The organism is Micromonospora tarensis, from assembly GCF_016803395.1.
In the GTDB taxonomy this organism is placed as follows: Bacteria; Actinomycetota; Actinomycetes; order Mycobacteriales; family Micromonosporaceae; genus Micromonospora; species Micromonospora tarensis.
This window is the reverse complement of sequence record NZ_JAEVHL010000198.1, coordinates 1-12,225: the sequence shown is the minus strand read 5'-3', so window position 1 is coordinate 12,225 and position 12,225 is coordinate 1. Positions and strand designations below refer to the sequence as shown.

General features: G+C 72.4%; 15 protein-coding genes and 1 pseudogene. 10 read left to right on the top strand and 6 right to left on the bottom strand.

Annotation, left to right across the window (positions count from 1 at the left end):
* Positions 1–136: 136 nt before the first annotated feature.
* Positions 137–424: a GNAT family N-acetyltransferase gene (locus tag JM949_RS27310; RefSeq protein ID WP_203151101.1), complete on the bottom strand. Its 288-nt coding sequence runs from the start codon at positions 422–424 to the stop codon at positions 137–139.
* Positions 421–1,645: pseudogene (locus tag JM949_RS27305) on the bottom strand (cysteine desulfurase-like protein). The gene JM949_RS27310 and the pseudogene JM949_RS27305 overlap by 4 nt, the downstream one beginning before the upstream one ends.
* 76 nt (positions 1,646–1,721) lie before the next feature.
* Here JM949_RS27305 and JM949_RS27300 point away from each other — a divergent pair.
* From JM949_RS27300 to JM949_RS27270, 7 genes are all read left to right on the top strand, one after another.
* On the top strand, positions 1,722–2,087 hold the full coding sequence (locus tag JM949_RS27300) for a hypothetical protein (protein WP_203151100.1): 366 nt from the start codon (positions 1,722–1,724) through the stop codon (positions 2,085–2,087).
* 59 nt (positions 2,088–2,146) lie between these two features.
* On the top strand, positions 2,147–2,968 hold the full coding sequence (locus JM949_RS27295; RefSeq protein ID WP_203151099.1) for a DUF1206 domain-containing protein: 822 nt from the start codon (positions 2,147–2,149) through the stop codon (positions 2,966–2,968).
* Positions 2,969–3,050: 82 nt separating this feature from the next.
* Entirely contained in the window at positions 3,051–4,235 is a 1,185-nt protein-coding gene (locus JM949_RS27290; protein ID WP_203151098.1) for a mechanosensitive ion channel family protein, read from the top strand.
* Between the two features lie 295 nt (positions 4,236–4,530).
* Positions 4,531–4,965 carry a phage holin family protein gene (locus JM949_RS27285; protein WP_203151097.1) on the top strand — a complete coding sequence of 145 codons (435 nt, stop codon included), beginning with the start codon at positions 4,531–4,533 and terminating at the stop codon, positions 4,963–4,965.
* Positions 4,962–5,336 (top strand): DUF3618 domain-containing protein, encoded by a 375-nt coding sequence (locus JM949_RS27280; protein WP_203151096.1) that lies wholly within the window; start codon positions 4,962–4,964, stop codon positions 5,334–5,336. Before JM949_RS27285 ends, JM949_RS27280 begins: the two co-directional genes overlap by 4 nt.
* Positions 5,333–5,605 (top strand): DUF4235 domain-containing protein, encoded by a 273-nt coding sequence (locus tag JM949_RS27275; protein WP_203151095.1) that lies wholly within the window; start codon positions 5,333–5,335, stop codon positions 5,603–5,605. Before JM949_RS27280 ends, JM949_RS27275 begins: the two co-directional genes overlap by 4 nt.
* A 285-nt stretch (positions 5,606–5,890) precedes the next feature.
* Positions 5,891–6,094, top strand: a complete 204-nt coding sequence (locus tag JM949_RS27270; protein ID WP_030338233.1) for a cold-shock protein — start codon at positions 5,891–5,893, stop codon at positions 6,092–6,094.
* A 111-nt stretch (positions 6,095–6,205) separates the two neighbouring features.
* On the opposite strand, the gene JM949_RS27265 is transcribed toward JM949_RS27270, so the two are convergent.
* Entirely contained in the window at positions 6,206–6,400 is a 195-nt protein-coding gene (locus JM949_RS27265; protein WP_203151094.1) for a hypothetical protein, read from the bottom strand.
* An 88-nt stretch (positions 6,401–6,488) separates the two neighbouring features.
* Positions 6,489–7,472 carry an aldo/keto reductase gene (locus JM949_RS27260; protein WP_203151093.1) on the bottom strand — a complete coding sequence of 328 codons (984 nt, stop codon included), beginning with the start codon at positions 7,470–7,472 and terminating at the stop codon, positions 6,489–6,491.
* A gap of 83 nt (positions 7,473–7,555) precedes the next feature.
* Here JM949_RS27260 and JM949_RS27255 point away from each other — a divergent pair, with 83 nt between their 5' ends.
* Positions 7,556–8,350, top strand: a complete 795-nt coding sequence (locus tag JM949_RS27255) for a trans-aconitate 2-methyltransferase (protein ID WP_203151092.1) — start codon at positions 7,556–7,558, stop codon at positions 8,348–8,350.
* Entirely contained in the window at positions 8,347–9,372 is a 1,026-nt protein-coding gene (locus JM949_RS27250) for an adenosine deaminase (RefSeq protein ID WP_203151091.1), read from the top strand. The genes JM949_RS27255 and JM949_RS27250 overlap by 4 nt, the downstream gene beginning before the upstream one ends.
* A gap of 214 nt (positions 9,373–9,586) precedes the next feature.
* Here JM949_RS27250 and JM949_RS27245 read toward each other — a convergent pair whose 3' ends face one another.
* Both JM949_RS27245 and JM949_RS27240 read right to left on the bottom strand, forming a co-directional pair.
* Positions 9,587–10,648: a HAMP domain-containing sensor histidine kinase gene (locus tag JM949_RS27245; RefSeq protein WP_407664832.1), complete on the bottom strand. Its 1,062-nt coding sequence runs from the start codon at positions 10,646–10,648 to the stop codon at positions 9,587–9,589.
* 370 nt (positions 10,649–11,018) lie between these two features.
* On the bottom strand, positions 11,019–11,708 hold the full coding sequence (locus JM949_RS27240) for a response regulator transcription factor (RefSeq protein WP_203151090.1): 690 nt from the start codon (positions 11,706–11,708) through the stop codon (positions 11,019–11,021).
* Between the two features lie 73 nt (positions 11,709–11,781).
* Here JM949_RS27240 and JM949_RS27235 point away from each other — a divergent pair.
* Positions 11,782–12,225: ADP-ribosylglycohydrolase family protein (locus JM949_RS27235; RefSeq protein WP_203151089.1), on the top strand; the 444-nt coding region annotated here is incomplete at its 3' end.

The window sequence follows — 12,225 nt, the reverse complement described above, 5'->3', positions numbered from 1 at the left end:
GCCCGAGCTGGTCACCGGGGCGGTGCACCTGGCCACCCACGGCGCCACCCGGGCCAGTGGCCGGGCCGCCGCCGAGGTGCTGACCGGCGCCCGCTGACCGGCGCCCGCTGACCGGCGCCCGCTGACCGAACCCGGGCTACGGCAGGTCGGCGACCAGGTCGGCGTACTCGGGGTGCTTGTCGATGAACGCGGCCATGAAGGGGCACTGCGGCACCACAGTGGTGCCGCGAGTGCGCAGCTGGTCCAGGGTGCCCCGGATCAGCGCGCCGCCCACCCCCTTGCCCTGGAAGCCCCGGTCCACCTCGGTGTGCGTGAAGACCAGGACCTCCCCGCGCGGCAGGTAGGCGGTGAAGCCGGCCAGCGCGTCGTCGACCAGGATCTCGAAGCGGCGCTTCGCCGGGTTGTCCTCGACCAGGGTGCTCATCCGGCCATTCTCCCCGGGGCGTCGGTCAGCACGTCCAGTTCGGCGAGCAAGCGGTCCACCTCGTCGGCGGTGTTGTAGTGGTAGATGCTGGCCCGCACCGCGCCGCCGCTGTCGCGCAGACCCATGAGTTGGAAGTACTCGAAGGCGTAGTAGTCACCGACGGAGAGGCAGAGGCCGGCGGCGCCCAACGCCTCCTGGGTGGCGGCCGGCGACATCCCGCCGACCCGGAACGAGACCGTCGGGCAGCGCCGGGTTGGCGAGCCGTAGACGGTGATCGCGGGTCGCCGCGCCAGCCCGGCGAGCAGCCGGTCCAGCAGCGCCTCCTCGTGCGCCCGCGCGGCGGCCAGGCCGGCCCGCAGCCGCGCCCGCCGGTCCCCGACCGCGTCCGGGTCCAACGCCGCGAGGTGATCCACCGCGGCGCCACCCCGGCCAGCAGCGGGAAACTGGGTGTGCCGTACTCGAACCGGTCCGGCACCGCGTCGGCGGACGGCACCAGCTTCGCCGGGCGCAGCGCCGCCCACCGGGCCGGGTCGGCCACCATCGCCGCCAGGTGCGGCCCGGACCACTTGTACGCGCTGGTGACCAGCACGTCCGCGCCGAGCGAGGTCAGGTCGTCGGCCCGTGCGGAACCGAGTGCACCCCGTCCACGCAGACCAACGCGCCGACCGCGTGCGCGATCTTGGCGATCGCCGGCACGTCCGGCATGGTGCCGATGGCGTTGCTGCCGGCGGTCACCGCGACCAGCCGGGTCCGCTCACCGACCAGGTCGGCGTACTGGGCCGCGGGCAGTTCGCCGGTGTGCCGGTCGACCTCGGCCCAGCGCACCGTCGCGCCGGCCGCCTCGGCGGCCTGCACCCACGGCCGCACGTTCGCGTCGTGGTCGAGCCGGGAGAGCACCACCTCGTCACCCGGGCGCCAGGTCGCGCCGAGCGTGCGGGCCAGGGTGTATATCAGCGCGGTGGCACTCGGGCCGAGCACCACCCCGGCCGGGTCGGCACCGAGCAGGTCGGCCACCGCCGAGCGGGCCTCGGCCACCAGCTCCAACGACCGGCGGCCCGGCACGTTGGCGGCGCTGCGGTTGCCGACGGCCGTGCGCATGGCGTCGGTGACCGCGTCGATCACACCCGCCGCGGTCTGGGTTCCTCCAGCGCCGTCGAGATGCACGAAACCCTCGGTCAGGGCGGGGTAGGCGGCCCGGGTGCGGGCGATGTCGAAGGGCATGTCCCGGACCCTAACCGGGGTGCTCCGCGGGTTCACAGTTGCCTGGGCGTCGCGGACGTCTCGTACCCTTGGCGAGGTGACGAACCGACCCGCCACCCTTCCCCCTTCCCCTATCCGCCGCGCCGCCGGGCTCTTCGCCGGTCTGGCGCTCGGCCTCGCCGTGCTCGCCGGCTGTAGTTCCCAGGGCGCGTCCACCGACTGCGGGCTGGACGCCTGCACTGTCACCTTCGAGCGGGGTGTCGACGCGAGCGCCACCATCCTGGGCGTCGAGGCCAAGCTGGTCGGCGCCGAGGGCGACCAGGTGACCGTCGAGGTCGCCGGCGAACAGCTCACCCTGACCACCGGGCAGCAGGCCACCGAGGCCGGCGGCTTCGCGGTGACCCTGGACAGCGTCACCGACCAACAGGTCAAGATCCGCGTTTCCCGCAACCCGGGCAACTGACCAGGCCGGGCGGCGGTGGCCGACGTTTGGGAATCTTCCGAATCGGAGATTGTGACGCCATGTCACTCACCCGTAGCGCCGAAGCCACCGCCTCCCGCACGGCGGACAGCCGGTGGCTGGAACTCCTCGCCCGGGCCGGCTTCATCGGCTACGGCATCCTGCACCTGCTCTTCGCCTGGTTGGCGTTGCAGATCGCGTTCGGCACGTCGTCCGACGACGGCGACCAGTCCGGCGCGCTGCGTACCCTCTCCGCACAGCCCCTGGGTAAGTTCCTGGTCATCGCCGTCGGCGTCGGCCTGCTCGCGATGGCGATCTGGCAGGCGCTGGAGGCGGCGGTCGGGCACCGCGCCGAGCGGGGCCGGGAGCGGGCCGTGGAACGGCTGGCCTCGGCCGGCCGCGCCGTCGTCTACCTCTACTTCGCCTGGACCGCGTTCAAGGTCTTCAAGGACGCCTCGTCGAACAGCGCCGACCAGCAGGAGGCGCTGACCGGCAAGCTGATGACCTCCAGCGGCGGTCGCTGGCTGGTCGGCCTGGCCGGGGTGGTGCTCGCCGTGATCGGCGTCGGCCTGGTGATCTACGGCATCCGCAAGAGGTTCGAGAAGCACCTGAAGACCGGCGAGATGAGCCCGAAGACCCGCCGGTTGGCCCGTCGCCTCGGCATCGCCGGCTACGTCGCCAAGGGCGTCGCGTACGGCATCGCCGGTCTGCTGATCATCGTGGCGGCGGTGAACTACGACCCGGAGAAGGCCCGAGGTCTGGACGCCGCCCTGCACACCCTGGGTGAGCAGTCGTACGGCACGTTCCTGCTGACCCTGGTCGCCCTGGGTATCGCCGCCTTCGGCGTCTACTGCTTCCTCCAGTCCCGGTACCGCAAGGTCTGAGCTGGTCGATTTCGAGGACGTCGGGCACCCTTGGGCTTTTGCCCGGAGTGCCGACGTCTGGACGAAGGGAAGCACCGAAGCCGTGCAGAACTATCTCGAAACGGCCGTCGCCGCGCTCGTCGCGGCGGCGGTCGCGCTCTTCCTGGTCGAGCTCGTCCACCGGTTGACGCGGCGGTTCGGCCGCCGGTCGTTGTTGATGACGGAGCTGACCGAGCACGCGCACCGTCCGTTCCAGGTCGTCGGGACGGTCCTCGCCGTGCAGTTCGCGGTCCGGTTCAGCACCGGATACGCGGTCGGCGAGGGGTGGCGCCAACTGCTGTTGCACCTGCTCATCCTCGGCGTCATCGCCACCACCGCCTGGCTGGTCGCCGCCCTGCTGATCGTGGTGGAGGACACCGCGCTGGCCCGGTTCCGGGTCGACGTACCGGACAACCGGCACGCCCGGCGGGTACGCACCCAGGTGGTGATGCTGCGCCGGCTGACCATCGCGGTGATCGTCATCCTGACCGTCGGCGTGATGCTGATGACGTTCCCCAGCGTGCGGGGCATCGGCGCCGGTGTGCTGACCTCCGCCGGTGTGGTCGGTGTGGTGGCCGCGCTCGCCGCGCAGAGCCTGCTCGGCAACGTGTTCGCCGGCCTCCAACTCGCCTTCAGCGACGCCGTCCGGCTCGACGACGTGGTCGTCGTCGAGGGGGAGTGGGGTCGGATCGAGGAGCTGACCCTCAGCTACGTCGTGGTGCAGATCTGGGACGACCGCCGGCTGATCCTGCCGACCTCGTACTTCACCAGCAAGCCGTTCCAGAACTGGACCCGCACCGAGGCGGCGGTGCTCGGCACCGCCGAGTTCGACGTGGACTGGGCGGTGCCGGTGCAGACCATGCGCGAGGAGCTGCGCCGCCTGGTCGAGGGCACCGAGCTGTGGGACGGGCGGGTCTGCGTGCTCCAGGTCACCGACGCCACCGGCGGGCTGGTGAAACTGCGGGCGTTGGTCAGCGCCGCCGACGCGGGCAGCCTGTGGGACCTGCGCTGCCTGGTCCGTGAGCACCTGGTCGCCTGGATCCGGGACACCCGCCCGACCGCGATGCCCCGGGTGCGTACCGAACTCGGCGACTCCACCAGCGACCTGCCCTGGCAGTGGGTCCAGCCGAGGCGGCCGGCCCGCCGCTCCGACACCCGGGCACCCGACGACGCCCGGGTCTTCGGCGGCAGCGACGACGGCGACGCCCGCAGCGAAGCCTTCGTGGGCCCCGAAGAAACCCGCCCCTGACCCCCACCCGTTGCGTCGATCATGAACGCTGTTGCCCTTCCGCCCGGCGTCGCGGCGAGAACTTCATGATCGACCGGGTTGGAGGCCGGAGTGGAAGGCTGGGGTGGGGTGGGAGGTTTGGTCGGGCTTGGGTGGGGGATCTGCTGCCGGACGTCTCTGCACCGATCGCGGCACCGGCCGCCGGATCAGCGGCGCGGCGTGCGGACAACCGAGACAATCGGCTGCTTGCCGCGCTTTAGGATTGACGGGCGGCGACTCCGGGCATACAGCGCGGTGATGAGGAAAGGAGGACAGCATGGCTGACGTGGCGAACGCCCGCACATCCCGCAACGGGAGCGAGCCCTCCACCGCCGAGTTGGTGCAGCGGGCCACCGAGCAGGTTTCCCGCCTCGTGCGCGACGAACTGGCGCTGGCCCGAGCGGAGTTGACCCAGAAGGGCAAGCACGCGGGCATCGGGATCGGCCTGTTCGGTGGTGGCGGCGCGCTCGCGTTCTTCGGTCTGGGCGCGCTGGTCGCCACGGCGATTCTGCTGCTCGACCTGGTGTTGCCGGCCTGGGCCGCCGCGTTGATCATCGCGGTGGCGTGTTTCCTGCTGGCCGGCATCCTCGCCCTGGTGGGCAAGAAGCAGGTCAGCCGTGCGGTCCCACCCGTGCCAACGGCCACCGTCCGCAGCCTCCGGGCGGACATGGACACCGTCACCGCCGCGGTGAAGGACAGGGGGCGGCAATGACCGGTAACGGGACGGGCGACACCGAGGCGCTCCGCGAGGAGATCCGTCGCACCCGGGTCGAGCTGGGCGAGACGATGGAGGCGTTGGCCGCCAAGGCCGACGTCAAGGCGCGTCTGAAGGAGTCCGCCGGGCAGGCGAGGGAGCGGATGCGCGAGCAGGCGGCGCAGACCGTCGCCCGGGTCCGCGGGCAGGCCGCGCGGGGCGCCGGGATGGCGCGCGCGCAGGCGTACGAGAAGGGCGGGCTGATGCGCGCCCAGGCGCACGACAAGGGCGAGTTGGTGCGACGCCACCCGGTGCCGTGGGCGGCCATCACGGCCGGCGCGGTGGCCACCGTGGTGATACTGATGATCGTGCGGGGGAGGCGTAGGTGAGCAAGGGCATCAGCAGGGTCGCGTACCGGCCGGTCGGCGTGCTGTTGGGTATCGCCGCGGGCACGGTGGCCGGGGCGATCTTCCGGCAGGTCTGGAAGGTCACCGCCGGCGACGGCGAGGCGCCCAACGCGACCGACGAGGATCGCGGCTGGGGCGAGATCCTGGCCGCTGCGGCGTTGCAGGGCGCGATCTTCGCGGTGGTCCGCGCCGCTGTGGACCGGGGTGGCGCGGTCGGCGTCCGCCGGATGACCGGCAGCTGGCCGGACTGACCAGTGAGTTCAAGCCCCCTTCCGAGATCGATGGGAAGGGGGCTTTCGCTTGGCGTCGGACGCCGCCCAGCGGACCTCAGGCATCCGTCAGGTCACATGTCGGAGAAATTCGTCGGAGAGGTCGTGACAGATATTTTGGGTACGTGATTTGCTGGTCCACGCTGTTGCGAGATGGCGTGGGTTGAGAGAAGTCTCCTTCGTGGGGCCGCCTCAGGCAGCGCTGCTCGAAAACGGCCAATCGGCCGGACGGCGTGCACGGCCACCAGTTTTTAGAGGGAGATACACATGGCGCAGGGAACCGTGAAGTGGTTCAACGCTGACAAGGGCTTCGGCTTCATCACCGTCGATGGTGGGGGTGCTGACGTGTTCGTCCACTTCTCGGCCATCCAGACCAGCGGCTACCGCTCGCTGGAGGAGAACCAGCGGGTGGAGTTCGAGATCGCTCAGGGTCAGAAGGGCCCGCAGGCTGAGCAGGTCCGTCCCATCTGAGTGAAACTGGCCGGCCCCCGCCGGCCAGTGGGACGATCCGGCAAGCGGTCGTTTGCGAGGAGCCCCGTATCCCGGAAGGGATACGGGGCTTCTCCCGTTGCTGGTCCCCGGTCAGCGGCGGCGGCGCGAACGCAGGCCGAGCCAGATCGTCGCCAGCCCGGCGAGCGCCACGAGCGGGCCGACCACCGCCCAGATCTTCTCGTCGGTCATCAGGCTGCCGCTCACGTAACCGAGACCCTGGACCGTCCACACCGCACCGATCACGACGGCCAACAGGCCGAGCGTGAGCGGAAGCCAACCCCTCATCGCGTTCCCTCCCGGCCGCACGGGGCGGCGCGCCGCTGTCCAGCATCGCCGGCCGAACGGTGCGACGCGAGCACCCCGGGTGCGCGGGTCACCACCGGTCGTGCACCTGCGGGCGGATCAGCTCGTCGTAGGTCTCGCGTACGGCTGCCAGTTGGTCGTCGGTGAGCGGTGACAGGTCCGCCGCCGCGGCGTTGCGCCGGGCCTGCTCGGCGTCGCGGGCACCGGGGATGACCACTGTGACGCCGGCCTGGTCCAGCACCCAGCGCAGCGCGAACTGCGCCATCGTGCGGTCCGCGTCGACCAGCGGCGCCAGCCGGCGTACGGCGGCCAGCCCCCGGTCGTAGTCGACTCCGGAGAACGTCTCACCGACGTCGAAGGCCGCGCCGTGCCGGTTGTAGTTGCGGTGGTCGTCGGCGGGGAACTCGGTGTGCTCGTCGTACCGGCCGGAGAGCAGGCCGCTGGCCAGTGGCACCCGGGCGATGATGCCGACCCCGGCCGCCGAGGCCGCCGGCAGGACGCGCTCCAGCGGCTTGTGCCGCACCGCGTTCAGGATGATCTGGACACTGGCCACGCCCGGTCGGGCGATGGCGGTGAGGGCCTGGTCGCAGGTCTCGACGCTGACCCCGTACCCGGCGATCGCCTTCTCGGCGACCAGGGTGTCCAGGCCGTCGAAGACCTCGTCGGAGGAGAAGACGGCGGTCGGCGGGCAGTGCAGCTGGACCAGGTCCAGGGTGTCCATCCCCAGGTTGGCCCGGGACCGGTCGGTCCACTGCCGGAAGTTGGCCAGGGTGTACGCCTCCGGCCGCTGCTCGACGCGGCGGCCCATCTTGGTCGCGACGGTCAGCCCGGCGTCGGGTCGGGTGCGCAGGAAGCGGCCGATCAGCTGCTCGCTGCGGCCGTCGCCGTACACGTCGGCGGTGTCGAGGAAGGTGACCCCGGCGTCCACGGCGGCGGTGAGCACCGCCATCGCGTCGGTTTCGCTGACGGTGCCCCAGTCGGCGCCGAGTTGCCAGGCGCCCAGGCCGACCGCGCCAACGGTCCGGCCGAGCCGGTTGAAGCTGCGCTGTTCCATGCCCCGAGCCTAGTGATCGGGTTGCCGCCCGGCCAGACGAGCCCGTACCGTAGCAGTACGGCCGTACGGTTTTGGGGGCGACGATGTGGGATCCGACGACCTACCTGCGCTTCGGCGACGAGCGGTCCCGGCCGTTCCACGACCTCGTCGCCCGGATCCCGGCCGAGCGGCCCCGGGCGGTGGTCGACCTCGGCTGCGGCCCCGGCCAGCTCACCACCACCCTCGCCGAGCGCTGGCCGGCCAGCCGGGTACGCGGCCTCGACTCCGCACCCGAGATGATCGAGCGAGCCGAGGCCCTCGGCGCGCCCGTCGACTTCACCGTCGCCGACCTGCGCGACTGGCGTCCGGTAGGTGACGAGGACGTGGTGGTCAGCAACGCCGCGCTCCAGTGGGTCCCCAACCACCAGGCGCTGCTGCGCCGCTGGGCCGTCGAGCTGCCCGCCGGGGCGTGGCTCGCGGTACAGGTCCCCGGCAACTTCGACGCACCGTCACACCGGGCGCTGCGCGCGGTCGCCGACCAACCGGCCTGGCGGGCCGAGCTGGCCCCGCTGCTGCGCGCCGACCCGGTCGACGACCCGGCCGACTACGCGGCGTTGCTGACCGCCGCCGGCTGCGCGGTGGACGCCTGGGAGACTACCTACCTGCACCTGCTTCCGGCCCGATCCGGCGCCGAGCACCCGGTGCTGACCTGGATGGAGGGCACCGCGCTGCGTCCGGTCCGGGCCGCGCTGGACACCGCCGGCTGGCACGCCTTCCGGGCCGATCTGGGGGTACGGCTCACCGCCGCGTACCCGGTGCGGCAGGGTCAGGTGTACTTCCCGTTCCGCCGCGTCTTCGTCGTCGCCCACACCGGCGACTCTGCTCAGGAGAACAAGTGACCGACCTGCCCACCTTCATCGCCGGCCTGCCCAAGGCGGAGCTGCACGTGCACCACGTCGGCTCCGCCTCGCCCCGGATCGTCGCCGAACTGGCCGCCCGGCACGAGGGGCGCACCCCGGTGCCCGCCGACCCGCAGGCGCTCGCCGCCTACTTCGAGTTCCGCGACTTCGCGCACTTCATCGAGGTCTACCTGAGCGTGGTGGACCTCATCCGCGACCCGGAGGACGTCTGGATCCTCACCCACGAGGTGGCCCGGGAGCTGGCCCGCCAACAGGTCCGCTACGCGGAGCTGACCATCACCCCGTACTCGCACGTCAGTCGGGGCATCCCCGCGCCGGCGTTCTGCGAGGCCATCGAGGACGCCCGCAAGCGGGCCCTGGCCGACTTCGGCCTGGACCTGCGCTGGTGCTTCGACATCCCCGGCGAAGCCGGCCTGCCGGCCGCCGAGGAGACGCTGCGCGTCGCCCTGGACGAGCGCCCGGACGGGCTGGTCAGCTTCGGCCTGGGCGGCCCGGAGATCGGCGTACCCCGGCCGCAGTTCCGGCCCTACTTCGACCAGGCCCGCGCCGCCGGCCTGCGCTCGGTGCCACACGCCGGGGAGACCACCGGCCCGCAGACGATCTGGGACGCCCTCAACGAGTTGGGCGCCGAGCGGATCGGGCACGGCATCTCCGCCGCGCAGGACCCCGAGCTGCTCGGGTACCTGGCCGAGCGGCGGATCGGGATGGAGATCTGCCCGACGTCGAACGTCCGGACCCGGGCCGTGGCCGACCTCGACGGGCACCCGCTGCCCCAGCTGGTCGAGGCTGGTCTGCTGGTCACCATCAACTCCGACGACCCGCCGATGTTCGGCACCACCCTCAACGAGGAGTACGCGGTGGCGGCCCGCCTGCTCGGGGTCGGCCCCGAGGGTCTGGCCGGGCTGGCCCGCAACGCGGTGACCGCGTCCTTCCTCGACGCCCCCGGCAAGCAGCGGATCACCGCCGAGATCGACGCGTACCTGGCCACCGTCGTCGGCTGACCGGGGAGCAGGGCGCGCGGCGGGAGCGTGGGTGTGGGGGGACCTGAAACTCCCGCCGCGCGCGCGGCTCCACCGGCCGTGGAATGCGTGGTGCGGTCGGCCGGTGGAACTGGTGGGTTCGCGCTGTGATCCTGTCAGTCCGCGACCGGTTCGACGCGGTCGTTAACCGCGATCTAAGGAAGACTTGCGCCGGCCCACAACCGGGTCGGTCCGCTCAGTCGTCGGTGGGGCGCTGACGGGGCCAGCGACGTCCGCTGGCCTTCGTCTCCCGGGCCTCCCGCGCCATCCGGCCGACCAGACCGAAGCGACTGACCTGCCGGGGCGTTGCCTCCGGGTCGGCGAGCAGCATCACCACGCTGGCTCCGCCCAGCCGGGCCCGGTCGATGCTCACCGAACCGTTGGCCTGCAACGCCACCCGCTTGGCGATGTCCAGACCAAGCCCGGTCGAGCCCTGGTCACTGGCGCCCCGGCGCAGCGCCCGGTCCGGGTTGGCGATACCGGGGCCGGCGTCGTCGATGCGGATCGCCACGTAACCGTCGCGCCGGGACACCACCACCTCGAACGCGGTGCCCTGCGGGGTGTAGCGGAAGACGTTGCCGATCACCGCGTCCAGCGCGGCGGCCAACTCGGCCCGCGGCACCGGCGCCGGGATGCGGAACTGGGCACCGTTCACCCGGTGCGACCGGTTCTGGTCGCCGGCCAGCGCCGCCCAGAACACCATCCGGTCCCGGACCACCTCGCTGACGTCGCACATCGCCGGCCCGGCCTCGTGCGCCACCGCCTTGCGGGTGGTCTTGATCAGCACGTCGATCTCACCCTCCAGGGTGACGATCGCCTGCCGGATCCGCCGGATGCCCCGCAGCCGGTCCAACTCCGCCGGACTGAACGAACCCACGCTGGTGTCGTCGGACTCCAACGCCTCCGCGTCCAACCGCAGCACCGTCAACGGGGTACGCAGCCGGTGCGACAGGTCCGCCACCAACTCCCGCTCGTCGGTGCGGGCCGCGTCCAACCGGTCGGCCATCCGGTTGAAGGCGTACCCGGCCTCGGCCAGCTCGCGGGGACCGGTCGGCTCCACGCGTACCCCCAGGTCGCCGTCGCCGACGGCGAGCGCGGCCTGCACCAGACCCCGGGTCGCGTCCACCGCGCGGGCAGCGACCCGGTCCACCACCAGCACCGCCGCGCCGGCCATCGCCGCACCGACCGCGAACAGCAGCAGCCAGGTGCCGCCAGCACCCTCGCCGAGTGTCGAATCCGGAAGGAACACCTCGACCACGGCCGTCCGGTCACCGAGGACCACCGGGTCGAGCCGGACCACACCCCCGTCGACGTCGACGACCAGCGACCGGCGGTCGGCGCGGGCCCGGTCCAGGTCGCTGCCGCTGGCCCGACCGGCCGACTCGTCCAGCCCCAACCCGTGCACCACCGGCCGGGTCGGCGCACCCTCGGCGCTGGCCACCACGCCCGCTCGACGACCGCCGGATCGGTGCTCACCGCCAACGCGCCGGTCACCAGCGCGCTGCGCCGGGCCGCGTCGGCGATCGCCTCGTCCCGGCTCTGCTCCCGCAGGCTGAGGCCGAGGGGGATGAGGAACGCCAGCGCGACGAGACTGCACATGCCGGCCGTGAGCAGGGCCAGCGCCGTCCTCAGTCCGGTGCCACCAGCCGGAACCCGACCCCCCGCACGGTGCGCAGGTAGCGCGGCTTCGCCGCGGACTCGCCCATCTTTCTGCGGAGCCAGTACAGGTGAACGTCGATGGTCTGATCCTCGCCGACCGATGGCTGCCGCCATACCTCCTCCAAGAGTTCCCGGCGGGACACTACCCGCCCCGGTCGTGCGGCGAGATACGCCAGCAGGTCGAATTCCTTGCGGGTCAGCGCCAACGGCTCCCCGTCGAGATGGGCGCTGCGCTCGCCGACGTCCACCCGTAGCCCGCCCACGCTGTGCACCGCGGGCTGCACCGTCCGACTGGCCCGACCGGCCCGGCGCAGCACGGTGGTGATCCGGGCGTCCAGGTGCGCCCCGGTGAACGGCTTGACCATGTAGTCGTCGGCGCCGGCGCGCAGCAGCTTGACCACCGACTGCTCGTCGTCCCGGGCGGTGGCGATGATGATCGGGACGTCGGTGATGCCGCGCAGCATGCGCAGCGCGTCCGAGCCGTCCAGGTCGGGCAGACCGAGGTCCAGCACCACCAGGTCGGGTGTCTCAGCGGCCACCCGACGCAGCGCGTCCAACGCGGTACCCACGGCGTGCACGGCATGCCCCCGGTCGGTGAGGGACCGCAGCATCGCGCCGCGTACGACGTGATCGTCTTCGACCAGGAGCACGGAGGCCACGACAAGACCGTACTTGGCCTGGCAAGTTGATCGCGTTGCGACGGGCCTGGGGACCGGGCAAGCTGGTACGACGATGTCGTTCACCCTGTTCGCCGACGCCCGCCTGGCGCTCGCCCGGGACAGCCTCGCCGGTCTCTCCACCGGCGACGCGCTCGGCGAGCGGTACGCCGTGTCGGGGTCGGAACCGGTGGATCTCGCCACCGACGCCCTGCCGCCGGCGCCCTGGGAGTGGACCGACGACACCGAGATGGCCTGCTCGGTCCTCGCCGAGCTGGCCGACTCCGGCGGCATCAACCGGGACCGGCTGGCCCTGGCCTTCGCCGCTCGGTGCACCCCACGGCGCGGCTACGGTGCCGGCGCGGTGCTGATCCTGCGGCTGATCCGCACCGGCACCCCGTGGCCGCTGGCCGCCGCGTCCGCCTTCGACGGTCAGGGCTCGTGCGGCAACGGCGCGGCGATGCGGGTGGGCCCGCTCGGCGCGTACTTCGCCGACTCGACCACCCGCGCCGCGGCGCAG